A 23,462-nucleotide genomic window follows, 5' to 3' on the forward strand; every position below is an offset into this window, starting at 1 on the left:
TCGCCAGCCTGTGTGGATGTTAAATGAATTAGTTTAACTACTAAACATTCGTTTTAATTGTAAAATTTCTGCAGTCATTGCTCTTCTTTCGCCCTCTTGGTGATGACGAACTATCTCTTGTAAAAAGCTAAATAAACCATACCAATAAATTCGTTGAACCGTACTTTCATTCGGGATTAAACCATAAGATAGTAACCATTGATTCCAGCCGGAACGAGGGACATAATGACTCAAAATCATTCCTAAATCTACCGCTGGGTCCGCGACCATCACAGAATCCCAATCTACTAAATAGAGATAATTATTCGAGACTAACCAATTCCGATGATTCACATCGCCGTGGACAGCTACATAACTAGTCTCTGGATATTCTGGTAAATGATTATATAAATAAGTGATTACTTCTTTTAAATAACTGTTTCGTTTTAATTCTTTAGGTAGTTGACGCTTATACTCTTTCAACATTGTTAGCGGGGTACAAACTTCGCCACCAATTTTTTTCAACATGTCTTTCAGCAAATTGGAATGATGCAATTGGTATAACACGTCAATCACGTCATTGCGTTTGCCAATTTCGTCCGCATGTAATAAACGTCCTTCCAGCCATTCTTGGGCTGTTAGTACGTCGCCATTCGCTGTCCGCTTTGTCCAAATCATCTTCGGGGCTAACCCTTCTTTAGACAATGCTGCAAGAAGTGGAGAAGTGTTTCGTTTAATGAACACTTTCTCTGTTTCTTTTATTCCCATGTATGTTTGACCAGTTGCGCCCTTTATCGGCTGCAGACGCCAGTCTTTATCCAACTGAAATTCCATGGAAATTATCTCCTATCTCAACACAATTTTATTGCAATTTTTACAGCAATTACCATTTTAGTCGCCAAACCTTGCTTCGTCAAGCTTCTATGTGGTTCTTTTGTAAATTTTGCTGGGTTTTCTCATCTTTATAACTTATTCAAGCGCATTGGAACATACATTTTAGTGAAAATCACAACTTCTACAATTAAGGTACCCAGAATGATCAAGCTATTTTGCAAACTGCCTAAACGAAGGCAGACAATCCCACCAAAAATAATGGCCGCAACAGATAATGCGCCGCTAATTAACCGGCGAATCGCTGCTTGTTTTTTTTCTATTGAAATTGGATATAACTGTGTCATCACCATATAATCAAATTGCGTGTACATGGGAATCAACTGGAACCCGATTAAATAGACAAACAATAAAGCAACTACCAACGCAATCCAGAATTCTTGTAAAAAGAAGAGTAGCACGCCACCAACCAAAATCAAACGAAACAATAAGCCGCTATATTCGCTACCTCGTAAAAAGCTCCGAATGAATAAGTAAGCATACGTGTTCTCAGATGTTTTTTTGACTACTCCGAGGAGAGGATCTAAGTATTTACGGCGTTTCACTGTACTACTCACTTCAGGAATATCTGTAAACAGCTGAATGAATTTATAAATTCTATGCATTCTGTTTTGTTCTTTTTGGATCATTTTTTCCCAATCCAAGAAACTCTGTTTCATCTTATTTTGCCAAATACTCGATAAACAAACGGCCAGAATGATGCCACCAATCACACCAACCCAAGGCGTCCAGTAAATAGCTCCCGTCATAATCAAGAGACTACTGATCAACCAAACAAACCACCAACTACGGTAAGTGGTTGACGAAAGATGATAGAGCCCATAGCTTTGTAAACTAAGATGTGTATAAATCATACAAACTAGCATGACCAAAAATAAAAAGAAGGTTTGAAACGACCAACCTGTTGTGACTACAATCAACGGCATCAATAGGCCACTTCCTAGAAAGCTGACCACAGTCGGTAAAAGTAAAGAGTAGCGCAGCGCTCGTTTCAGATAAGCAGCGAATTGTTTTTCTTTTGGTAATAAAAACACCTTGTCGGGCTCTTCTGTCAGAGTAGCCAACTTACCAACTTGAATGAGTAGCAGCCAGCCCAATAGAATTAACGGTCTGCCCCAAACAAAATCACGAGGTAATTCTTTTAACAACTGGGAATAGTACAGACCTAATCCGCCTAATAAAAACATACAGACTAAAACAAAATGATCATTTAAAATATAGCGCAAGTACTTGGACATTTTTTTGAAATGCCGTGACAAACGTTGACTAAAAAATTCGCCCATGTTACCCCACCTTTTCTTCCTTCGTCAAGGCAAGATAAATATCATCTAAAGAAGACTCTGGTAAATTAAATTCTGCACGTAATTCAGCCATTGTACCGTTTGCCCGTAATTTCCCTTCGTGTAGCACCACAAAACGATCACAATATTTTTCAGCTGTTGCTAAAATATGCGTGGACATTAAAATCGCTGCCCCTTGCTTACGCATCGTATCCATTAATTCTAATAAAGCATGAATTGCTAAAGGATCTAAGCCTAGAAAAGGTTCATCAATAATATATAAACTCGGTTCAATTAAGAATGCACAAAGTACCATGACTTTTTGTTTCATGCCTTTTGAAAAATTAGCAGGAAACCATTCCAATTTATTGTCTAAACGGAACGTTTTTAGTAATGGTTCTGCTCGTTTGAACGCTTCTTCTAATGGAATATCATAAGCCAAGGCCGTTACTTCGATATGCTCTTTCAATGTTAATTCTTCATATAAAGAAGGTGTTTCCGGAATATACCCGATTTTTTTACGATATTCTTCAGGAGCTTGTTGCAATGTTTCCCCGTCAATCATAATTTTGCCTTTTTGCGGCGTAAGTAACCCAATAATATTTTTGATGGTGGTACTTTTCCCCGCACCATTCAAGCCAATTAAACCAACCATTTCACCAGACTTGACGTCAAAATTAATATCTTTTAAGACAGGAATATGGCCGTAACCTCCTGTTAAATGTTCAATTGTTAAGCTCATTTCTTTTGCCTCCAACCTTTTCTCTCTACCATTATTAAACCCTAAGCGAACCAAGAATTCAAAAATTACTCCCTTAATTAAATGGATTTTTTTCTTTCTCTTATTATACACGAAATGAAACGAACTTTTTAGAGAACTCACGTACTTTTTCATCCACAGAGAAATCAACTTGTGGTAAAGTAAAGGAAAGAATCTAGAGAAAAGAGGAATTTTTCATGAATGATTGTATTTTTTGTAAAATTATCAACGGCGAAATCCCAAGTTATAAAGTCTATGAAGACGAGAAAGTCTACGCGTTTTTAGACATTACACAAGTGACCAAAGGGCATACCTTAATGATTCCAAAACAACACGTTGCTGATATTTTTGAATATAATGACGTTTTAGCAAGCGACGTCTTTGCTCGTATTCCTAAAGTAGCACGAGCATTAGAAAAAGCTTTTCCAGAAATGGAAGGATTAAACATTTTAAATAACAATAAGGAAGTGGCTTATCAATCCGTTTTCCATTCCCACGTTCATTTGATTCCCCGTTATTCAAAAAAAGATGATTTCTCTATTCATTTTGGCAACCATCAAGAGGACTATTCCGCCGAAGCGATGCAAGAAATTGCTGAGACCATTGCAAAGCAGGTGAACTAAATGAAAAAATTTATTAAAGGTCTCTTTTTTGGCGCAGCTGCTGGTACCATTGGCGGCTTGTTGGCTGCTCCAAGAAGCGGGAAAGAAACACGCCAACATTTAATCAATGAGCTAGAGGACTATCGTTCACTAAAAAATCAAGTCACGAATGACTGGGATCAAGTGCAACGAAATTTGGCAGTTGTCGAAGAAAACGTTCCACTGGCAACTGAATTTTCAAAAGACCTGCAACAAGAAATCACTGATTTCAAATTCCAAGCGGAACCTCGGATTGCTCAAATTAAAGAACAAATTGCCAAAATCACGGCTGAATTACCTGACACACAAACCAACAAGCAAAAGTAAAGTCTTTTATGTTAATTATTTCTTTTGTTATTAAAAAAATAAAAAGTGTGACGTAAATACGAATTTTGTTTGAAACTATGCCTGAGACTCTTTCTTTTTCAAAATAAGGTATGGTATAGTTATAACAGAAATAAAACTAAAAAAAACAGGAGTGCATAAGAGAATGAAGAAAAAACTAATCTTAGCTGCAGCGGGCGCAATGGCCGTTTTTAGTTTAGCAGCGTGTTCAAGCGGTTCAAAAGATATCGCAACAATGAAAGGTTCAACAATTACTGTTGATGATTTTTATAACCAAATTAAAGAACAAAGCACTAGCCAACAAGCGTTTAGCCAAATGGTTATTTATAAAGTCTTTGAAGAAAAATATGGCGACAAAGTAACTGACAAAGATATTCAAAAAAACTTTGACGAAGCCAAAGAACAAGTAGAAGCACAAGGTGGAAAGTTCTCTGATGCATTAAAACAAGCTGGTTTAACTGAAAAAACATTCAAGAAACAGTTAAAACAAAGAGCAGCCTATGATGCAGGTCTAAAAGCCCACTTAAAAATTACAGATGAAGACTTAAAAACAGCTTGGGCAAGTTTCCATCCAGAAGTAGAAGCACAAATTATCCAAGTTGCTTCAGAAGATGATGCCAAAGCTGTCAAGAAAGAAATCACTGACGGCGGCGATTTCACAAAAATTGCTAAAGAAAAATCAACAGATGCTGCTACGAAAAAAGATGGCGGTAAAATTAAATTTGATTCACAAGCAACAACTGTTCCTGCCGAAGTTAAAGAAGCTGCCTTCAAATTAAAAGATGGCGAAGTATCAGAACCAATTGCTGCAACAAATATGCAAACCTACCAAACAACCTACTATGTAGTGAAAATGACGAAAAACAAAGCAAAAGGCAATGACATGAAACCTTATGAAAAAGAGATCAAGAAAATTGCTGAAGAAACAAAATTAGCCGATCAAACATTTGTTTCGAAAGTCATTAGTGACGAATTAAAAGCGGCCAATGTGAAAATTAAAGATGATGCCTTCAAGAACGCTTTAGCAGGCTACATGCAAACTGAATCTTCAAGCGCTTCTTCAGAGAAAAAAGAATCAAAATCAAGTGATTCTAAAACAAGTGATACCAAAACAAGCGACTCTGAAAAAGCAACAGATTCTTCAAGCAAAACAACAGAATCTTCTTCTAAATAAGCATAAAAAAGAGAGTGGTCGATTGACCACTCCCTTTTTTTATTTATCTTTTGGAACATAGAAACTGCGGTTATCTAAACCAAAGATTCGTTCCGTATACTCCCCAGGCTGTGTTTGACGAATTGCCCCTAGCATCATTTGAATGGACGCATCCATGGTATCAATTTGATGTAAGATTTCCGCTTCCATAATTCTTGGTCGCACAGGTGAGCCATATTCCAACAATCCATGGTGGGCTAAGACCATGTGCCGAAGAACGACAACGTCTTCTTCTCGATCATCAATTTTCAAAGCCAAACACGCCTTGGTAATTTCCTCATCCACCAAAACTAAATGACCAATTAAGTTCCCTGCCACCGTATATTCTGTCGTAATAGCACCAGATAGTTCTAAAACTTTTCCTAAGTCATGTAAAATAATCCCCGCGTATAATAGTGACGTGTTAATTTCAGGATATTCCTTAGCAATTGCTTTGCCTAGGCGCAACATTGAGACAGTGTGGTAAGCTAAGCCATTCGCAAAAGCATGATGGTTCCGTTTGGCTGCAGGAAATTCATAAAATTCTTGTTGGTATTTCGTCATGAGATAGCGCACAATACGATTCCAATGAGCATTGGTAATCTCAAAAATCACTTGATTGATTTCCTCGACCATCTCTTCTTTTTTCAAAGGCGCTCGTTCCATATATAAACTTGGCTGGCTTGGTTCCTCTGCTGTCGCTAAACGCATGTGTAAAATTTTTACTTGGGGTTTATTTTGATAAACTTCTCGTTTCCCATTCAGTAAAACAACGTTCCCCGCAGTAAATCGTGTAATTTCATCCTCAGAGGCGTCCCAATATTTTCCGTCAATCGTGCCAGATGTGTCTTGAAAGGTAAAGGCAATAAACTTTTTCCCATTTTTAGCTACACGTACATCGGCATTTTTAATTAGAACAAATGATTCAAAAAGTTCTTCTACTGTTAATTCACGTAATTTTTTCACTTGACGCTTCCTCCTTCTAACGCAATTACTCTTTGTTGTAAGTCCTGATAATAGCTTACCATTTCTTGGTCAGAAGAAAAACAAATGACTTGCTGTTTTTGACCAAATTTAGTAAATAATTCAGCTAATTGGGCTTTTCTTTGATGATCATAGTGTAACCAGCCATCATCAATGATAATTGGACAAATCAGTTGCTCTCCTTGGACTGCTAAAAAGGCAAAACGAACAGCCATCATCAATTGATCTTTAGTGCCAGTTGATAATTCATGTAAATAAAACATTTCTTGTTCTTTCGTCACCGCAACTAGTTGACCTTCGGCTACTTGGATTGATTGATAACGCTGATTTGTTAAAAGTGCAAAGTAGCTTGATGCATACTGTAATAAGCTGGGCAATTGTTGTTCCGAAAGCTCTGTTAATAGGTCCATTAACAGTTGTCCCGCTAGTTGATACCCAGACCAACGTTGAGCTAGTTCTTTGATTTCCGCTTTTAAAATTGCTTGTCGTTGATACAACTCATCTAAGGTACCATCCGTCATTAATTGTTGTTTTTCATAAATCAACGCTTGATACTGTTCTTGTATTTTATTTAACTGACTTTCTTCCAGTGCTTGTTGCTGCGCCAGTTGTAAAGAACGGTCTTTTAACGTTGCTTCTGTTACCGCTTCTGGAAACAGATTGCCTAATTGTGTCGCTAATTCTTGCCCACGACCAACTTGAGCTTGCTGAGTGGTCAGCTGTTGAATCCTACTTGGAACATCAGCGATTGATAGAATCCGATAACGAATTAGTAAAGGCTGAATTCGTGTTAATGCTTCTTGCTGTTTAGTTTTCAACTCTCGTAACTGCTGTTTGAGATAGCCATCTGCTTGATACTCTTGAGCAAAGCGAACCTTCTCCATTTCTTCAGCAAATCCTTCTAAAAAGTGTAACTTTTCGGAAAGGCTCTTTCCTTGCAAGGGTAAATGCGTCATCAATGGGACGACTTGTTCTTCAAATACTTGGCGTTTTTGTTGATTTTCCTTCAATTGACTCATGAGTTCTTCATTTGTTTGAACAAGCAATAAATAGCGCGTAATCAATTCCCGCTGATTCATTAAAGTATCAATTTGATTCATTTTTCCTAATTGATGGACTTGGGCTTGCTCCGCTACTGCTTGTTCAAGTTGTTCCACTTGCAGTTGTGCCTCACGTTCTTGATTCAGCGCTTGTTGGAACTGTTCATTTAAATAATCTAGTTGCGAAAGTTTCGTCTGCCACTCTTCTTTCACTTCATCAGAGGAAGCTTCTTTTCTAGTAGCGTAGCTAAGCACTTCTTTCGCGATAAAACTAACTCCCACGAGAACTAGGCCCCATTTTAAAGGGCTTGGCAAAAAGAAACCGAGTAATGCAAGGATACTTCCTAGCAATAACCAAAGTGGTTGACTTGTTTTCTGCGCTTTTTGGGCACGCGTCGCTTCACCAAAAAATGCGGCATGCGCTTTTTCAAAATCCGTTAACTGGTCTTCCAGATTTTCAATTTGAGAAGCCAAGAATGCTTTCTGTTCTTGTCCTTTTTGAAGAGCTTGCGTATACGCAACTTGTTGTTGGCGCCACTTTTGAACGGTTTCGTTGTCATAAAAAAGCTGTGGTGGTCGTTCAGGCGACCATGACCATTCGTTCTCTAAAAGGACCATTTCTTGACGATTTTGCTCAAAGGTTTGGGTCATCCATTCCGATTCCGTCATCAATTGTTGCATATCATAGCGTTGATTCAACAATTGTTGAATCAATGCTTCTTGTTCTAGGTAAAAAGCATAGCCTTCTGGAACATCGAGCGCTTCTGACTGAAGAGATAACTCTTTGGTCAAACGTTGTCGTTCTTTATCTAGGTACATATATTCTTGAAAGGTTTCTTCTAATTGAACTTGGTCTTCTTTTACAAAAACAACGTTCTCTGTTTCTTCAGGTAGCGACTGCCATTCTTCGTACAAGGGAAAGTGACGTTGCTGTTCCGCAACCTGTAACAAGCCCTGTTGCGTTCCTTTTAATTGCTGTTGCAGTGTCACTCGCTGTTGTTCTGTTTCGCGAATCGTTTCTTCTAATTGTTGAAAAGTTTGTTGCTGCGCTTCTTTCTCTTGAATTTGCTCTTTTAGTTCTTGATAAGCCGCCAACTTCTGATTGAGTAATGGCTGCTGCCCTTTGCCTTTAAAGATTTTTTGTGCTTCTTTAAAGTACGCATTTCGGTAAGTCAAAAGTTGTTGACTACCAGAAACACCAATGGCTAACAAGGATGTTTGCAGTTCCTCTTCTGTCAACTTGTCACTCGTAATTAATTGTTCTTGTTGGAAAGTAAAAACCTCTTGAAATAACTTTTTCGTTAGCGGATGTAACATTTGCTGTAAGGTTTTTTCATCCCCCATTTGTTGTTGATAATAAATGATTGCTTGCCCTTTATTTTTTTCTTTAAAACGCTCGACTTGAACTTCCCCAAACACAGGATGTGCCAACCACAAACGACCACCATACGAGCCACCATTTTTAGGTGCGTAATCGCGTTTTCTTTTGCCCTTTGTGGGAAACCCAAACAGCATTGCTTGAATGAATTGATACAATGTGGACTTGCCAACTTCATTTGCGCCGTACAGCAATTGATTACCAGATTCAAATGTAATTTTCTGTTGTTGCCATTTTCCAAAGCCCACAATCTCTACTGCGAGTAATTTCATAGTGGGTCCTCCTGAATAGTAAAGTCTTCATTAATTTGCTCATGTGCTAGGCGCAAGCTCTCTAATCGCCACTGCTCATCCATTGAAAAAATTCCAGCAAATTCTGGATAACGTAACAATTCCTTGGTGGTATCTTCAAAAATAACTGGATCTAAGTATGTTTTTTCTAATGCCGTTAATAAGTTGGGACTAGCGGCTAAATAGATCGGTTCTTTCGTTGGTTCCTCTGCTTGCAATATTAGGCGATAAACAAAAAAATCACCTTGCGTTTTTTGTAAAAGCTGCTGCTGTAAGTAGCTTAATAGTTCACCATTGACAATGGCTTGCACCACGGTCACATCCAAATGTTGCGTTTCTTTCAGTGTCAACGCCATCAATTGCTGTTGCTGATGCGCATGCCACTTCGTCAGCAAACTGGTTTCAAGATAAGACAAAACGCTTTGGGTGTCACGGCATTGCGCCAGAGATACTTCTTCATTCGTCCAATCTATTTCTGCGACTTTTTCAAATTGAACAGTCGCTTGATTTTGGGAAAGTGTGACCACTGCAACCCCTTGTAAAGACTGTTCTTTTTTCGTGTGTCCTTGAGGTGTTCCAGGATAAACAATTAGCGGTTGTTCACTAACAATTTGCGGCTGATGAATGTGGCCCAATGCCCAATAATTATAGCCAGTGGCTTTTAAATCCTTCCATGTAAACGGAGCATAATTTTGTTGCGCTTTCCGACTGGTGTCTCCATGATAAATCCCAATATGAATGTCAGATTCTGCTTGTTTGATAGGAAATTCTAGTGCTTTATTTTCATCAATCCAAGGATGCTCATAACTAAACCCTGAAACAGCCACTTGTTCGCCCGCTTTCGTTTCAAAATACAGTGTCTCAACCATTTCTTTTTCAAATAAAAAAACATTGTCTGGAAAAGAAAACCAATAGCGGTCTTTTTTATAGTAATCATGATTCCCAAATGTTAGAATCACAGGAATTTCTGCTTGTTTCAACTGTTCTAATGCGGCCATCAATTGGGCTTGCATTGAAATAGAGGTCTGACTTTGATGAAACGTATCTCCTGCAAAAATAACCAAGTCCACCGCTTCTCGAATGGCAACTGTTACGATATTCATTAACAATTGTTGATTAGCTTCTCTTAAGCGCTTCGCTAAGGCTGTCGGGATCCCAGTTAACCCTTCAAAAGACCGATCCATGTGTAAATCAGCTGTATGCAATAGTTTCATCGTTTCCCCTCCTTTTCTCCTTCCTTTATCATATCATTTTCTGCCAGCTTGGTCAGTAAAAACATACGAAAATTTGTTCGTTTTTTTATTTTCAGTAAAAGAAAAACTCTGACAAATTGTCTTATAGACAACTTGTCAGAGTTCAATTACGTAAATTAATCGTTATACATATCACGCACAGGAGTCATGATAATTCGGTTTAAATCATTGACAACTAAGCTAAACGCTTGTTCTTTTTGCATTAATTCGTTGATAACTGCTGTTTCTTGCACTTTCGTTGCAATGCTTTGTGCTTTTTCAGCATCTTCATCCGTGAATTCTTCGCCGCGCATTTGTTTTTCTTGAAGTCCTTGTTGGAATCCTTGGAATTCTTTAAACAATGTGTAAGCTGCTTCGTCTGCTTTTACTTCTTCATACGCTGCTTGTAATGCTTTAAATTCGTCTAACTCACGTAGTTCACGTTCAATCTGATTGGCTGTATCATAAATGTTACTCAATGGAATCCCTCTTTTCTCAATAGTTTCATCTTTATTGTACCATTTCTCTTAGGTTTTCCCAACTAATTTCCTAATAAGCCTCCGAAAATTCCTTCAATCTTGTCTTTGACTTTTTTTGCGCCGTCTTTAATTTGGCCTCCAACTTCATTCAATGTATCTCCGAAATTGCTAGCGCCATCTTGAACAGAGTTTCCAAAGTCTTTTAAGTTATCCCGCCAATTAGAATTGGCACCACCGGTTAAACTATCGTTGCTATCAACAACTTTCCCACCTGTGGCATAAGCATCCGCGACAGGAAATTGTGCTTGTTTGACTTGTGGCAAGATGCCACTGGCTTGACTGTTGAACACCTGAGAGGCATATGTGGCGCTACTACCTTCCAGATAATGGGTTTTACTGGTTTCTTGGAAGCCTAACCAAGTAGCAATGACAACTTCTGGTGTATAACCAATCACCCACTGATCGTTCGTTTTACTACTATCGAAGTTGGTTTCTGTCGTACCTGTTTTACCAGCCATTACGTAGCCTGCTGGTTGTGCGTTGACCCCGCTCCCAGAACTAAAGACCCCTAGTAACATACTTGTAATCCCGTCTGCAACATCTTTGGTAATAACTTGTTCTTTCTTGACTTTAGTATTATCAACTACAATTGCGCCAGTTGAGTCGACGATTTTTGTAATTAAATGCGTTTCAGTTTTATAACCTTCATTGGCAAAGGCACTATAAGCTCCCGCCATGGTTAGTGGCGAAACACCCGTTTGTAATCCCCCAAGTGCTAAACCATAATATCGATCTTTTTCTGATAATGGAATGCCAAATTTCTCTGTTTTTTCATAGCCTTTATCTAAACCAATTTGATGTAATAACCACACCGCTGGTAAATTTAAGCTTTCTCCTAAGGCTTGGTACATAGGAACTTCTCCACTGTACGTGCGGCTATAGTTTTGCGCTGGATAATAATCTTGTGGTTTATCTTCTAAAACAGAGTCTGGTTTATAGCCAGCCTCTAAAGCTGGTGTATAGACAGAAATTGGTTTTAAGGACGAGCCTGGTGAACGTTTTGTTTGCGTTGCAAAGTTAAAGCCTCGATAAACGTGTTCCCCTCGACCGCCCACCAGTGCTTGCACGCCGCCGGTTTTCGGATCAATGGCTACAGAGCCACTTTGAACCATGGCACCGTCTTCTGCATTGGGTGGAAATAGTGCATCATTTTTATAAGTTGCATCCATCGCATCTTGATATTTTTGATTTAAAGACGTGTAAATCTTGTAGCCTTTATTTAAAATATCTTCTTCTTTAAATTTATAACGATTGACCGCTTCATCAATTACCGCATCAAAATAATATGGATATTTGTAACTATTTTCGTCGCCAACATAGGTGTCATTTAATAGACTCGCTAAGTTAACACTCGCTTCTTGATTGGCTTCTTCTTGAGACAGTTTTTTATTGTCGACCATTAGTTGTAAAACGGTATTCCGTCGCGCTGTGGCATTGTCAATGTAATCAATTGGGTTATAAATTCCTGGCCCTTTTAACATGCCCGCTAGCGTTGCGGCTTCCCCCACTGTAACTTGAGACGCATCCACGCCAAAATATTTACGAGCTGCATCTTGCACGCCCCAGACACCATTACCAAAATAAGAATTATTTAAATACATTGCCAAGATATCTTTTTTCGAATATTTCTTTTCGATTTCAATCGCTAAGAATAATTCTCTGGCTTTCCTATCTAACGTTTGCTCTTGCGTTAAGTAAGCATTTTTGGCTAATTGCTGCGTAATTGTACTTCCGCCACCACCGCCACCGATTTTCCCGAAGGTCAATTTTCCAACAACCGCACGGGCAATCCCTTTGATGGAATACCCTTTATGTTGATAAAACCCGCGATCTTCAGTTGAAATAACCGCATCTTGAATATAAGGAGAAATATTATCCAGTTCCACAAAAGTCCCTTTTTGCCCGAATAACTTTCCGACTTCTTTTCCTGATTCATCATAAACGCGTGTTGATTCACTTAGCCCTGATTTTAGGGTCTCAACGTTTGCGGACTTGGCTAAGTAAAATAAATAAATACTGGCACCTAAAGCGACTACCAAACCAATTAACAAGAAAATTTTATTGATTTGATACTTTTTCCAAATCCGCTTTCTGGCTTGATGGAATTGTATTAAATAAGGCTTTATCCACGTCCAAAAATGACGTAATCCGACACCGACTTTACTAAAAAATTGTTTAAGATTGTCCATAGTACTCCCTCTGTTTACGTTTCTTGGCTAAGTCTACCATATTCTTGTGGGTACGACCTAGGTCTAAAGCATGAAAAATTCTTGAAAAACAATTTCAATGATCTTTTCGCTGTAGCAAAGGAAATGTGGCCTTCGCTAGAGGTAAATAATTGCTTACGTTTAGAAACGAGTCTTTATTTAGCCTCTATTCTATCATGCTTTTCTTCGTTTTTTATGTAAATTTGTTTAAGAATCTCTCAAGGAACTGCCTTTCTAACAAATTTCAGCTTTTTTTCCGTTCTGACTTGACCTTTTGAGTAGCTTTGTTACACTAAATAGCGAATCAGTGAAAGGTGGGATTTGGTGGAATATTCAATGAGATTACCTGAAAATTTTTCAACAATGACTGTAAAAGAACTATTAGAAAATGAGTGGCTAGTCCCTCGAAAAGTGCGCCATTTTTTACGCACGCGAAAAAATGTCAAAATCAACGGAGAAACAGCTGCTTTTCATTTTCCAGTCCAAGCTGGCTATTGTGTCACCTTAACGTTTGAAGAAACCGATTATGTACGTCCCACTATTCATTTGGGGGAAACAACGCGTGTGAAAGTTCTATATGAAGATGAACATTTAATGATTGTAAATAAACCTTATGGCATTAAAACCCATCCAAATCAGCCACAGGAAACAGACACCTTGTTAAATCATGTTGCTGCCTATTTAGCTGAGAAAAATCAGGTCCCTTATGTCGTTCATCGATTAGATAAAGAAACCAGTGGTGCGATTGTCTTTGCTAAAAATCCTTTTGTCTTACCTATTTTAGGGCGTTTATTAGAAACAAAACAAATTTACCGCCAATATCAAGCGATTGTAGCTGGTCACTTTAACCAAAAAGAGCAGACAATCAATCAGCCGATCGGTCGTGATCGACATGATCGCCGGAAACGACGGATTGATCCTCAAAAAGGGGATTCAGCGATTACACATGTCCAAGTGGTCCAAGCTCTTTCTAATAATCAAACCGCAGTTACCTGTGTTTTAGAAACAGGTCGGACGCACCAAATTCGGGTCCATTTAGCTAGCGAAGGGCATCCAATTATTGGTGATCCGTTATACAACCCAAAATCGCAGGCAGCTCGTTTAATGCTCCATGCTTCACAACTTCATTTACTCCATCCGTTTACAAAAAAACAAATCGTTGTGACTGCAACACCTGGCCTATGGTAAAAAAAACAGAAGAAATCGGACGGTAACCGCCGATTTCTTCTGCTTTTTTATTTTACCGCACATTCACTGCTGAGAACGGCATATCTGCGTTTGCTCAGTGTCTTGGTGTTAAACAGTTCCTGAGCTAACTCTCAGCCTTAATCATTTGTAGCCACTCTTTTTGTAAAATTCCGTAATTGTAGATATCCAGCCATTGGCCATCTTGAAATAACGCTTCTCTATCAATTCCTTCTTTTTTGAAGCCTACTTTTTCATAAACATGAATCGCTTTTTGATTGTTACTATTGACAGCTAATCTGATTTTGTGCAAACCCAATTCATAAAAAGCAAATTTACAAATTAAAGACACCGCCTCAAAGCCACATCCTTGACCTCGTTGCTCTTTTTGTAAAATAGCAATCCCTAAATTGGCCCCTCTATTTTTCAACTGTACATCAGACAACGAAACCCAACCAATAAATTCCTCTGTCGTATTTTCTAAAATAGCAAATAGAAATCGATCATCTTCTCCTTTATTAATTGTGAAATCTTTCCATTCTTCAAGCCCCCACGGATGTAAAGCATCCCAGCTCAAATGCCGAAGCAATTCATTATCCCATTGCTGTTTTGCAATATGTTCGATATATTCTTCTCTAAAATGAGAAAAGCCAACGTGTTTTCCTTTTAAAACATTTTCCATAAGAACACCTTTAATTTCCTAGATTATTTTTCTATTTGCTGACTATCTATTTCCTCGTATTTTTGTAAAAAAGTGGCAATTTTTTCGATGACACACGCATTTTTATCGCTTTGGTCATTCTCTACCTGAAGAACAAGCAACGGTTCATGCAGACTTAAGCGTAGCAAAAACCACCCACTGCCATATTGACCAGACACGTTTCCCCGAACACCTTCTTGGTTTTCACGGTCCACAGCAAAGTCTGCTTGATTTTCTACAAACAATTCAAAGTCTCGCAAGACTTGTTGCCCATAACAAGTAACATCCTCCGCAGTAATTTTGAAGCGAAATTCGTTGGTTTCTGCCGGTTGCTTCAATGTAGCAATCAGATCACCTAACGTTTGATTGTTTTGTTTCAATTCTGGTAACAACATTAAAATTTTTGCCACGACATATGCACCATCATCCAGATTGTAGTTTTCTTGAAACGCTGCATGACCACTGGTTTCAATGGCTAACGGTGTCTGAAAGCCCCCATGATTCAATTCAATCATTTTATTAATGACATTTCGGTAACCAGAAATATAACGAATCTGTTGGCCGCCTTTTTCTTCAATAAATGTTTTTAAATGACTTGAGGTTGGCGAATTTGTCACAATATAACTACCAGGCGCTTCTTTTAAAACGATTGCCGCTAAAACAGCAATTAAATTATTTCGGTTTAGTACCTCACCTGATTGGTCCACTACGGCCGAACGATCTACATCTGTATCAAAAATAATGCCCAAATCTGCCTGATTAGCTAAAACAGCTGTTTGAATACTTTTCATTGCTTCAGAATTATCTGGATTAGGTACATGATTAGGAAAATGCCCATCTGGTTCTAAAAACTGTGATCCCGTCGTATCAGCGCCCAAAACTTGAAGAACCTGCTCCGCAAAGAAGCCCCCAGCCCCATTACCCGCATCAACGATAATTCGAAAGCCCTGTAAAGGTTTCTCTTCTGGCGAATGAATTCCTTGGCGGATTTTTTCCACCAAATGCTCCGCATAAATTGGCAGTAACTCTTGCTTCATCAGTGTGCCATTTTCATTGGCCGTCAGCGGATCAGTATGAGATAAAATATACCGAATATCTTCTTTCTCTGCTCCACCTTCTGCTGTGAAGAACTTCAAGCCATTAAAGTAATAAGGCAAATGGCTAGCTGTAATCATAATCGCTGCATCACATTGAAGCGTTGGAAATTGAGTAGCCATAAACATAGCAGGCGTCGTAGCTAAACCAACGTCAATCACCTGAATACCTAATGAAAGAAACGTATCTACTAATGCTTGCTTAATCGGCTCCGCCGTTAGACGACTATCATGTCCGATTGCAATTGTCAGGCGCTGTTGTGCCTTTCGTGGCAGCTGTTTTTTGTCCTGTAACCAACGAACCACGCCCACCGCAATCTCGGCTACTGCTGTTGCGGTTAATGTTGCAGTTTGCTCTTCCGTATCCAAAGCAATTCCCCGAATATCCGAACCGTTTTGTAGCGCTTTCAATTCTACCAAGAAAAAAACTCCCTTCTATTGATGCTTTCAATTTTAAAAAATCATATTTTCGATGCGTTCGATAAAGTGTTCCGCATCCTCTTCTGAACGTGTAATCACAATAATCGTATCCGCACCAGCCACTGTACCAGCCACTTCTGGATAAGCTACTTCATCTAAAAAGTTACTCACCACATCGGCATTCCCCATCTCTGTATGCAAGATGACAATAAATTGTACTCGCTCCATTCGAACAACTGAATCTTTTACTGATTCTCGTAATTTCTCTTCACTGCTTGTGCCTTGTGCTTGAGAAAAAATTGCATATTTGACACGACCATCTGCACCATGTGTTTTAACAATACTCATTTCACGGATATCTCTTGAAACAGTCGCTTGAGTGGCTCGGACGCCAAGTTCTTCCAAACGAGTGATTAATTCATCTTGTGTTTCAATTTCTTGTTGCATAATTAATTGTTTAATCAAACGTTGACGTTCTGCTTTTTTCATATAGACCACTCCTCTCCATTCATTTCTTTTATTATATCCAAAAATGAGTAAAAATACAGGTACTTTTCACATTAAACTCTTTATTTATCTGAAAAAGACTGGATAAATGTTTATATACCAGTCTTTTTCAGTAAAAAATACTTATTTAAGAAGATTCTTTTCTTTTAAATAGTCTTTCGCCACTATGCTAGGATCTTGCCCTTCCACATTGACTTGATAATTCATTTCACTCATTTCTTCTTCGCTAATTTTTCCTGCCAATTTATTCAATATTTCTGCTAATTCTGGATATTTTTCCAACGTTGCTGTTTTAATAAGTGGTGCTCCTTGATAAGGCGGAAATAGCGCTTGATCATCTTCTAACGTTACTAAATCGTATTGTCTCAATTCACTATCCGTTGAATAAGCATCAATCACATTTACCTCACCATTATTAATCGCTTGATAGCGTAACGCCGGTTCCATCGATTGGACATTCAGATTTAAATGATATTTTTCTTGTAATCCCTTATAACCATCTTGCCGATCAATAAATTCTAACGTAAAACCTGCTTTCAACTGATTGCTAATTTTCTGTAAATCACTAATCGTTTTTAATTGATGCGCTTTTGCAAATGAGCGTTTAACTGCGACGGCATACGTATTTTCATAGCGCATCGGTTTCAACAAAGTAAGGTTTTCTTGTTTTTTCAAGCCAGCGCGTGCCGCTTCATAGACTACTTGAGGTTGATTGTCTAGCTGAGGAGGATTTTTTAAAAAGGTTTCGATCACTGTTCCTGTAAATTCCGGATAAAGATCGATTTCATCTGATTTCAAGGCATTATATAAAAAAGTAGTCTTGCCAAAGTTTGGCTTTAACGTCACCTGAATGTCGCTATTTTCTTCAATTAAGGCTTTATACATATTAATAATAATATCTGGTTCCGCTCCTAATTTGCCAGCAATTGTCAGCTGTTTTTCCTTTGAAGAAGTTTGTTGATTCCAGAAAAATGAACCACCTAACAAAAGGCCTAAAATAGTACCACCAATGATTAGTCGCCGCCCATTCGCTTTTTCCAACCAATGAATTCCATAATTAAATAAGACTGCTAGTGCAGCTGATGAAAGAGCTCCAATAAAAATCAACGATAAATTATTTCGATCAATTCCTAATAAAATGAAGGTCCCTAAACCGCCTGCTCCAATTAACGCCGCCAACGTGGCCGTACCAATAATTAAAACGGTAGCCGTTCGAATCCCAGAAATAATAAATGGTAATGCCATTTGTAACTCAAACTTAAACAGTTTTTCTTTTTTACTCATCCCAAATGCTTCTGCGGCTTCTTCTAACGAAGGATCAATTTCCGTCAAACCAGTATAGGTGTTTTGTAAAATTGGGAATAAGGCATAAATCACTAGCGCAACAATTGCCGGTGGTCGACCAATACCAATTAACGGAATCAGTAAGCCTAGCAAGGCTAAAGAAGGGATGGTTTGGAAAATCCCAGTCACTTGTAACAGACTTTCCGCTAACTTACGATGACTTGTTAAATAAATGGCTAAAGGAATTGCAATCAACGCAGCGAATAATAACGAGATAAAGGACAATTGCATATGCTCGATTAACGCTTGCAGATATTCTTCTTTTCGAGCGAAAAAAGTTTCAATCAGTGCTTGCATCTACTGTTCCTCGCTTTCCAACAGCTGTTCCATAAAACGAGTAATCGTTTTTGAGGTGATACACCCTAAAACTTGTTGTTTTTCTACTAAATTTGCTTTCTCTTGTGCATTAATGAGTTGGACAATCTCTTTTAAATTGGTTTCCATGAAAACAGTCGGCACTGGCTCAATCGTCTCATCTGCGGCTTCTAAAAATGCAGTCAAGTCAGCGCCACAATAGTTCGCTAGTTCTGGCGAAGATTGTTTGAAAAATTGACCGACAAAATTATTTTTCGGATGTTTTTGAATGGCTTCTGGCGTATCGACTTGAATAATTTTGCCAGCGTCCATAATACAGATGCGCTCTCCTAACAGTAAAGCTTCATTCATATCATGGGTCACAAAAACAATGGTACTCGCTAATTCCTGATGAAGTTCTTTCACCAAACGTTGAAGATGATGTCTTGAAATCGGATCTAGCGCGCTAAAAGGTTCATCCATTAAAATCACTTCTGGTTCGGCTGCAATGGCGCGTAAAATCCCGATACGTTGTTGTTCGCCTCCTGAAAGCGCTGCTGGCTTACGATGCAGATATTCCTCAGGATCCAGCTGAACTTTTTTCAATAGTTCAATGGTTCGCTCTCTGCGTTGCTCTTTGGGCCATTTTTTCATTTCAGGAATCAACTCAATATTTTCCGCCACGGTTAAGTTAGGAAATAAGGCAATTTGCTGAAGAACATAGCCAATTTTTAGTCGTAATTCACGTAAAGGGTAGTTGGTTACCGCTTGCTCATTGAGAGCCACTTCACCTGTCGTTGGCTCAATGAGCCGATTAATCATTTTCAAAGTCGTCGTTTTTCCACTACCACTCGGCCCTACTAATACAAAAAATTCGCCTTGTTGGATTGTTAAATTCACATCGGACAAAACAGCATTTTCTTGATATACTTTTGAAACATTTTGAAATTTTATCATTTATTTTCACCGCATCTTTCACTTCTTAATAAACAAAATCTTTGGAGGATCGTCACTCTTTCAGTATAATTTAAGACTAACATCCTGCCTAATTTTTTGTTTTAAGCGCAAGTATGTGGGGGCTCATTTAACGGCTGCCGGTTCGTATCTACAATTATCTACTCAATGAATGGAAAAATTGTCCTCTTCTGCCTTAAACAAAAGTGAACTGTTTTCTACTAAAAGGAGTGATCGTTATGGAAAACGACAAGCGAATTTATAAATGGGACAACGTGAAACTTTTTTTAATTTTCTTAGTGATTTTTGGGCATATTTTAGATCGTGAAGGGTTCTGTTGCAAAGTTTTAAATCTACTATCAAATAAGGTAGAATAATAGAAAAAGATAGCAGGAGGAATGACGGTGAATCATTTTAAAGGAAAGCAATTTCAGCAGGATGTGATTATTGTAGCCGTGGGCTACTATCTTCGTTATAACCTTAGCTATCGTGAAGTTCAAGAAATCTTATATGATCGTGGCATTAACGTTTCTCATACGACGATTTATCGTTGGGTGCAAGAATATGGCAAACTACTCTATCAAATTTGGAAAAAGAAAAATAAACAATCCTTTTATTCATGGAAAATGGATGAAACGTACATCAAAATTAAAGGAAAATGGCATTATTTGTATCGAGCCATCGATGCAGATGGTTTAACCTTGGATATTTGGTTACGTAAAAAACGGGACACACAAGCAGCCTATGCTTTTCTTAAGCGGTTAGTGAAGCAGTTTGATGAACCGAAGGTTGTAGTCACAGATAAAGCCCCCTCTATTACAAGTGCCTTTAAGAAACTAAAAGAATACGGCTTTTATCAAGGGACAGAACATCGTACCATTAAATACCTGAATAATTTGATTGAACAAGACCATCGTCCAGTAAAGAGACGCAATAAATTCTATCGAAGTTTACGCACTGCCTCTACCACGATTAAAGGCATGGAAGCCATTCGAGGATTATATAAGAAAACCCGAAAAGAAGGTACTCTCTTCGGGTTTTCGGTCTGTACTGAAATCAAGGTATTATTGGGAATCCCAGCTTAAATCATAGATACCGTAAGGGATTTTATTCTTTATTTAAAACTTTGCAACAGAACCATTCAAAATTATCACAAAATCGTAAAAGTTAAAATTGCATATTCTAACACAAGAAAATCAAAAAAAGATTTTCTTATGTTAATATTTTTGAATATACTAAAGTTCCGATAAGTAGAAAGCACCCTACTGATTTATATAATAGTAGGGTGTTTTGTTAATATAATTTACTTAAATTCTATAACTCACAGTCTATAATCACCTTTTATTCATTTAAATTTAATCCGATAACATACTTAACTCTACGTCAAAGTATAATTTTACCACATGAATCACCATATATAGTTGTATAACTATTTAAGATGACTTCATTAACTTGTTCAGGTTTAGTAAAAACAACTATGACAGATGGATCTTTTCCTGCTTGTTTAATTTGATCAAAATCAACTTCGGCTAATAATGTTTCGGTAGTAACCTTCTCTCCTGCATTAACAAAAATTGAAAAAGGTTTACCCTCCAATTCAACTGTATCTATACCAATATGAATTAAATACTCAATATCTGCATCGCTTTTTATACTAATTGCATGCTTTGTTGGAAAAACAGCTTCAATTCCTCCAGTCAAAGGAGCATATATTTTGTTACCTTCGGGAACAACTGCAAATCCTTCTCCAAGTACTTTTTTTGAAAATATTGGATCATTTACTTCTGAAATAGGAATAATCCTCCCTGAACAAGGAGCAGTAATGGAAATTCCTTCTTGTTTTTTATTTTTAAATAGATTAAACATAAGATATCTCCTAATTCTCAATTTCTAAAATTTGATTAATTTCTTGACTAAGTAAATCAGCTTTACCGCCAAAAACTGCCTGAATACCACCATTCACTTCAAAAACAGCAGTAGCACCTAGTTGTTTAATAGTTTCTTTGTCAACCATTCGGCCATCTACAACAGCTACACGTAAACGAGTAGCACAAGCTTCAACGGATTCAATATTGGTTTTACTACCAAGAGCTTTAATGATTATTTGAGCTTCATCATTTAATGATGTTTTTTTATTTAATTTATTTTCAGCAGTCGTTGGCAACTCTTCTCCCATTCCAGGAATAGCTACTTTAAATTTCTTAATGAAGAAAGTAAATACGCAGAAATAAACAATTGCCCAAGCAATTCCGAAAGGAATTAATTTCAGCCAATTTGTCTTATCGTTTCCTTGGAGTACACCAAATAATAAGAAATCAATTAATCCACCAGAAAATGAATTTCCTACTCGGATATTTAAAATATCAGCAAAATAAAAAGATAGACCATCTAAGAATGCATGAATTATATATAACCATGGGGCTACAAATAAAAACATATATTCAACTGGTTCAGTAATCCCTGTTAAAAATGAAGTCAAGCCACCACTAAAATAAAGTCCACCATTCTTTTTACGATTTTGTTTAGGTATAGCACGATACATAGCATAACAAGCTGCTGGTAAACCAAACATCATTGTCGCGAATCTACCTGCAAAGAAACGAGTACCATAAGTAAATAGTCCTGTATGGTTTGGATCAGCTAGTTGCGCAAAGAAAATATTTTGTGCACCAGAAACAGTAACTCCAGCTACACTTTCTGTACCTCCTAAAGACGTATACCAAAAAAGTGGATAAATAGTATGATGTAATCCTACTGCGCCAGTCAAACGAAGTAAAAATCCATACAAAAAAGTACCTAGACTTCCCATTTGTGCAATATGTTCTCCAACTACTGCTAATCCATTTTGAATTGGTGGCCAAATTAAATAAAAGAAAGAACCGATAATAATTGCCGCTAAACTAGAAATGATTGGAATAAAACGCGATCCGCCAAAAAAGCCCAAAAATTGCGGTAGTTCAATTTTCCGATATCGATTGTGTAGAAATGCAACAGTTCCGCCAATTATAATAGATCCAACAACACCAGTATCAAGAGTTGCATCTTTAGCAGAAAATAACGCAAGAAAGCCGCTGATCGTTGCTGTATACACTAAGTAAGATACTCCACCGGCTAGACCTGCTGTTCCTTTATCCCCGTTTGCTAACCCTACAGCAATACCTATAGCAAAAATCAATGCTAAATTAGTAAAGACAGCATTTCCTGCATAACTCATAATACTTAATACTGTATGGATCCATGGCTGTTCTAAAATTGGATACGCATTCATTGCACTTTCATTTGTTAAAGCACCACCAAGGCCTAAAAGTAAACCTGCTACTGGTAAGATTGCAATCGGTAACATAAATGCGCGACCTAATTGTGAAAACTTCTTAAACATCTTTTTCCTCCTTATTCAATGCATCGACAAATCTTTTAGCAATTTCTTGTGGTCGTGTAATTGCACCACCAACGACAATTCCTGCAACACCCAGCTTTTTAATTTGTCTTGCTTGTTCAGGTGTATGAATTTTCCCTTCAGCAATAACACAAATATTTTCTTGTACTAATTGTTTAATTAATTTCATATCTGGGCCATTTTGTTTTTTGCTCTCCTTTGTATAGCCACTTAAGGTTGTACCAACAAAATCCACACCAGCTTGATAAGCATTCTTTCCTTCCTCAAAAGTAGAAATATCAGCCATTAATAGTTGTTGAGGATACTTTTTCTTTACTTTTTCTATAAAAGTATTAATAGATAATCCGTCATGACGTTTACGTAAAGTACAGTCCAAAGCAATTACCTCCACACCAATTGCAACTAATTCATCTACTTCTCTCATAGTTGCTGTAATAAATGGCTCTTCAGGAGGATAATCTCTTTTTATTATGCCAATAATCGGTAAAGAAACTTTCTCTTTGATTTCCTTAATATCTCGAACAGAATTTGCACGTATACCAACAGCTCCAGCATTTTTAGCTGCTAATGCAAAATATGGCATTAAACCTCCTTCCTCTGTATAAAATGGTTCACCAGGTAGCGCCTGACACGAAACAATTAAACCGCCTGAAATTACTTCTAAGAATTTTGCTTTGTTCAAACTCCACAAACCTCCACTTTTATATTTTTTAGGATTTTTACTCCAAAAAAAGTTTAGCATCCGCTTACATTGTTGTCAAGAAAAATGGAGAATTTTGGAGTTTTTTAATTTTTATAGTGTATAATAA

At 37.7% G+C, this 23,462-nt stretch carries 21 protein-coding genes and 1 pseudogene; 6 read left to right on the forward strand and 16 right to left on the reverse strand.

The window, feature by feature from the left end; genetic code table 11:
• Window positions 1-33: 33 nt before the first annotated feature.
• From IGL80_RS11515 to IGL80_RS11525, 3 genes are all read right to left on the reverse strand, one after another.
• Window positions 34-813 carry a phosphotransferase family protein gene (locus IGL80_RS11515; protein ID WP_002355531.1) on the reverse strand — a complete coding sequence of 260 codons (780 nt, stop codon included), beginning with the start codon at window positions 811-813 and terminating at the stop codon, window positions 34-36.
• A 128-nt stretch (window positions 814-941) separates the two neighbouring features.
• A complete protein-coding gene (locus IGL80_RS11520; RefSeq protein ID WP_002358678.1) occupies window positions 942-2,153 on the reverse strand; it encodes an ABC transporter permease in 1,212 nt (403 codons plus the stop codon).
• 1 nt (window position 2,154) lies between these two features.
• Window positions 2,155-2,892 (reverse strand): ABC transporter ATP-binding protein, encoded by a 738-nt coding sequence (locus IGL80_RS11525; protein ID WP_002363160.1) that lies wholly within the window; start codon window positions 2,890-2,892, stop codon window positions 2,155-2,157.
• A gap of 215 nt (window positions 2,893-3,107) precedes the next feature.
• On the opposite strand from IGL80_RS11525, the gene IGL80_RS11530 reads away from it, so the two are divergent.
• The 3 genes from IGL80_RS11530 (at window position 3,108) to IGL80_RS11540 (ending at window position 5,070) form a co-directional block, all read left to right on the forward strand.
• On the forward strand, window positions 3,108-3,533 hold the full coding sequence (locus IGL80_RS11530; RefSeq protein WP_002358677.1) for an HIT family protein: 426 nt from the start codon (window positions 3,108-3,110) through the stop codon (window positions 3,531-3,533).
• Entirely contained in the window at window positions 3,534-3,878 is a 345-nt protein-coding gene (locus IGL80_RS11535; RefSeq protein ID WP_002355526.1) for a YtxH domain-containing protein, read from the forward strand.
• Window positions 3,879-4,041: 163 nt separating this feature from the next.
• The gene (locus IGL80_RS11540; protein WP_002355524.1) at window positions 4,042-5,070 is read left to right on the forward strand and encodes a peptidylprolyl isomerase; all 1,029 of its coding nucleotides are present in this window, start codon (window positions 4,042-4,044) and stop codon (window positions 5,068-5,070) included.
• A 39-nt stretch (window positions 5,071-5,109) separates the two neighbouring features.
• Here IGL80_RS11540 and IGL80_RS11545 read toward each other — a convergent pair whose 3' ends face one another.
• The 5 genes from IGL80_RS11545 to IGL80_RS11565 all read right to left on the reverse strand — a co-directional run bounded on the left by IGL80_RS11545 (window position 5,110) and on the right by IGL80_RS11565 (window position 12,740).
• Window positions 5,110-6,054: a 3'-5' exoribonuclease YhaM family protein gene (locus IGL80_RS11545; protein ID WP_002355522.1), complete on the reverse strand. Its 945-nt coding sequence runs from the start codon at window positions 6,052-6,054 to the stop codon at window positions 5,110-5,112.
• Window positions 6,051-8,762: an ATP-binding protein gene (locus IGL80_RS11550; RefSeq protein ID WP_002358676.1), complete on the reverse strand. Its 2,712-nt coding sequence runs from the start codon at window positions 8,760-8,762 to the stop codon at window positions 6,051-6,053. Before IGL80_RS11550 ends, IGL80_RS11545 begins: the two co-directional genes overlap by 4 nt.
• Window positions 8,759-9,994: a DNA repair exonuclease gene (locus IGL80_RS11555; protein ID WP_002355519.1), complete on the reverse strand. Its 1,236-nt coding sequence runs from the start codon at window positions 9,992-9,994 to the stop codon at window positions 8,759-8,761. Before IGL80_RS11555 ends, IGL80_RS11550 begins: the two co-directional genes overlap by 4 nt.
• Window positions 9,995-10,149: 155 nt before the next feature.
• Complete coding sequence (locus IGL80_RS11560; RefSeq protein ID WP_002355518.1) at window positions 10,150-10,491, reverse strand: YlbF family regulator; 342 nt, start codon at window positions 10,489-10,491, stop codon at window positions 10,150-10,152.
• 62 nt (window positions 10,492-10,553) lie between these two features.
• Complete coding sequence (locus IGL80_RS11565) at window positions 10,554-12,740, reverse strand: PBP1A family penicillin-binding protein (RefSeq protein ID WP_002358675.1); 2,187 nt, start codon at window positions 12,738-12,740, stop codon at window positions 10,554-10,556.
• A 342-nt stretch (window positions 12,741-13,082) separates the two neighbouring features.
• Here IGL80_RS11565 and IGL80_RS11570 point away from each other — a divergent pair, with 342 nt between their 5' ends.
• A complete protein-coding gene (locus IGL80_RS11570; protein WP_307781527.1) occupies window positions 13,083-13,946 on the forward strand; it encodes an RluA family pseudouridine synthase in 864 nt (287 codons plus the stop codon).
• 124 nt (window positions 13,947-14,070) lie between these two features.
• Here IGL80_RS11570 and IGL80_RS11575 read toward each other — a convergent pair whose 3' ends face one another.
• The 5 genes from IGL80_RS11575 to IGL80_RS11595 form a co-directional block, all read right to left on the reverse strand.
• Window positions 14,071-14,625, reverse strand: a complete 555-nt coding sequence (locus IGL80_RS11575; RefSeq protein ID WP_002358673.1) for a GNAT family N-acetyltransferase — start codon at window positions 14,623-14,625, stop codon at window positions 14,071-14,073.
• Between the two features lie 23 nt (window positions 14,626-14,648).
• Window positions 14,649-16,157 carry a phosphoglucomutase gene (locus IGL80_RS11580; protein WP_002398142.1) on the reverse strand — a complete coding sequence of 503 codons (1,509 nt, stop codon included), beginning with the start codon at window positions 16,155-16,157 and terminating at the stop codon, window positions 14,649-14,651.
• A gap of 33 nt (window positions 16,158-16,190) precedes the next feature.
• The gene (gene argR, locus IGL80_RS11585; protein ID WP_002355509.1) at window positions 16,191-16,646 is read right to left on the reverse strand and encodes an arginine repressor; all 456 of its coding nucleotides are present in this window, start codon (window positions 16,644-16,646) and stop codon (window positions 16,191-16,193) included.
• Between the two features lie 141 nt (window positions 16,647-16,787).
• On the reverse strand, window positions 16,788-18,305 hold the full coding sequence (locus IGL80_RS11590; protein WP_002355507.1) for an ABC transporter permease/substrate-binding protein: 1,518 nt from the start codon (window positions 18,303-18,305) through the stop codon (window positions 16,788-16,790).
• A complete protein-coding gene (locus IGL80_RS11595; RefSeq protein WP_002358670.1) occupies window positions 18,306-19,259 on the reverse strand; it encodes an ABC transporter ATP-binding protein in 954 nt (317 codons plus the stop codon).
• Between the two features lie 236 nt (window positions 19,260-19,495).
• Between IGL80_RS11595 and IGL80_RS11600 the strand changes: the two are divergent.
• Both IGL80_RS11600 and IGL80_RS11605 read left to right on the forward strand, forming a co-directional pair.
• A pseudogene (locus tag IGL80_RS11600) lies at window positions 19,496-19,618 on the forward strand (acyltransferase family protein); the annotation flags it as partial.
• Window positions 19,619-19,660: 42 nt separating this feature from the next.
• Window positions 19,661-20,341, forward strand: a complete 681-nt coding sequence (locus tag IGL80_RS11605) for an IS6-like element IS1216 family transposase (RefSeq protein ID WP_010713561.1) — start codon at window positions 19,661-19,663, stop codon at window positions 20,339-20,341.
• 298 nt (window positions 20,342-20,639) lie between these two features.
• On the opposite strand, the gene IGL80_RS11610 is transcribed toward IGL80_RS11605, so the two are convergent.
• Genes IGL80_RS11610 through IGL80_RS11620 form a run of 3 tightly spaced genes read right to left on the reverse strand, consistent with a single transcriptional unit; the run spans window position 20,640 to window position 23,335 of the window.
• Window positions 20,640-21,122 (reverse strand): PTS sugar transporter subunit IIA, encoded by a 483-nt coding sequence (locus IGL80_RS11610; protein ID WP_002397631.1) that lies wholly within the window; start codon window positions 21,120-21,122, stop codon window positions 20,640-20,642.
• Between the two features lie 10 nt (window positions 21,123-21,132).
• Complete coding sequence (locus IGL80_RS11615) at window positions 21,133-22,635, reverse strand: PTS transporter subunit EIIC (RefSeq protein WP_002382840.1); 1,503 nt, start codon at window positions 22,633-22,635, stop codon at window positions 21,133-21,135.
• Window positions 22,628-23,335 (reverse strand): N-acetylmannosamine-6-phosphate 2-epimerase, encoded by a 708-nt coding sequence (locus tag IGL80_RS11620; RefSeq protein WP_002358533.1) that lies wholly within the window; start codon window positions 23,333-23,335, stop codon window positions 22,628-22,630. The genes IGL80_RS11615 and IGL80_RS11620 overlap by 8 nt, the downstream gene beginning before the upstream one ends.
• Window positions 23,336-23,462: the final 127 nt, after the last annotated feature.

Origin of the sequence: Enterococcus sp. DIV2467a (assembly GCF_050532945.1) — a bacterium.
In the GTDB taxonomy this organism is placed as follows: domain Bacteria; phylum Bacillota; class Bacilli; order Lactobacillales; family Enterococcaceae; genus Enterococcus; species Enterococcus faecalis.

Bases quoted from the DNA above. Each gene is read 5' to 3' on its own strand.
- IGL80_RS11520 (WP_002358678.1), bottom strand. From the start codon at position 2,153: ATGGGCGAATTTTTTAGTCAACGTTTGTCACGGCATTTCAAAAAAATG.
- IGL80_RS11565 (WP_002358675.1), bottom strand. From the start codon at position 12,740: ATGGACAATCTTAAACAATTTTTTAGTAAAGTCGGTGTCGGATTACGT.
- IGL80_RS11555 (WP_002355519.1), bottom strand. From the start codon at position 9,994: ATGAAACTATTGCATACAGCTGATTTACACATGGATCGGTCTTTTGAA.
- IGL80_RS11550 (WP_002358676.1), bottom strand. From the start codon at position 8,762: ATGAAATTACTCGCAGTAGAGATTGTGGGCTTTGGAAAATGGCAACAA.
- IGL80_RS11575 (WP_002358673.1), bottom strand. From the start codon at position 14,625: ATGGAAAATGTTTTAAAAGGAAAACACGTTGGCTTTTCTCATTTTAGA.
- argR (WP_002355509.1), bottom strand. From the start codon at position 16,646: ATGAAAAAAGCAGAACGTCAACGTTTGATTAAACAATTAATTATGCAA.
- IGL80_RS11535 (WP_002355526.1), top strand. From the start codon at position 3,534: ATGAAAAAATTTATTAAAGGTCTCTTTTTTGGCGCAGCTGCTGGTACC.
- IGL80_RS11590 (WP_002355507.1), bottom strand. From the start codon at position 18,305: ATGCAAGCACTGATTGAAACTTTTTTCGCTCGAAAAGAAGAATATCTG.
- IGL80_RS11595 (WP_002358670.1), bottom strand. From the start codon at position 19,259: ATGATAAAATTTCAAAATGTTTCAAAAGTATATCAAGAAAATGCTGTT.
- IGL80_RS11615 (WP_002382840.1), bottom strand. From the start codon at position 22,635: ATGTTTAAGAAGTTTTCACAATTAGGTCGCGCATTTATGTTACCGATT.
- IGL80_RS11530 (WP_002358677.1), top strand. From the start codon at position 3,108: ATGAATGATTGTATTTTTTGTAAAATTATCAACGGCGAAATCCCAAGT.
- IGL80_RS11540 (WP_002355524.1), top strand. From the start codon at position 4,042: ATGAAGAAAAAACTAATCTTAGCTGCAGCGGGCGCAATGGCCGTTTTT.
- IGL80_RS11525 (WP_002363160.1), bottom strand. From the start codon at position 2,892: ATGAGCTTAACAATTGAACATTTAACAGGAGGTTACGGCCATATTCCT.
- IGL80_RS11515 (WP_002355531.1), bottom strand. From the start codon at position 813: ATGGAATTTCAGTTGGATAAAGACTGGCGTCTGCAGCCGATAAAGGGC.
- IGL80_RS11610 (WP_002397631.1), bottom strand. From the start codon at position 21,122: ATGTTTAATCTATTTAAAAATAAAAAACAAGAAGGAATTTCCATTACT.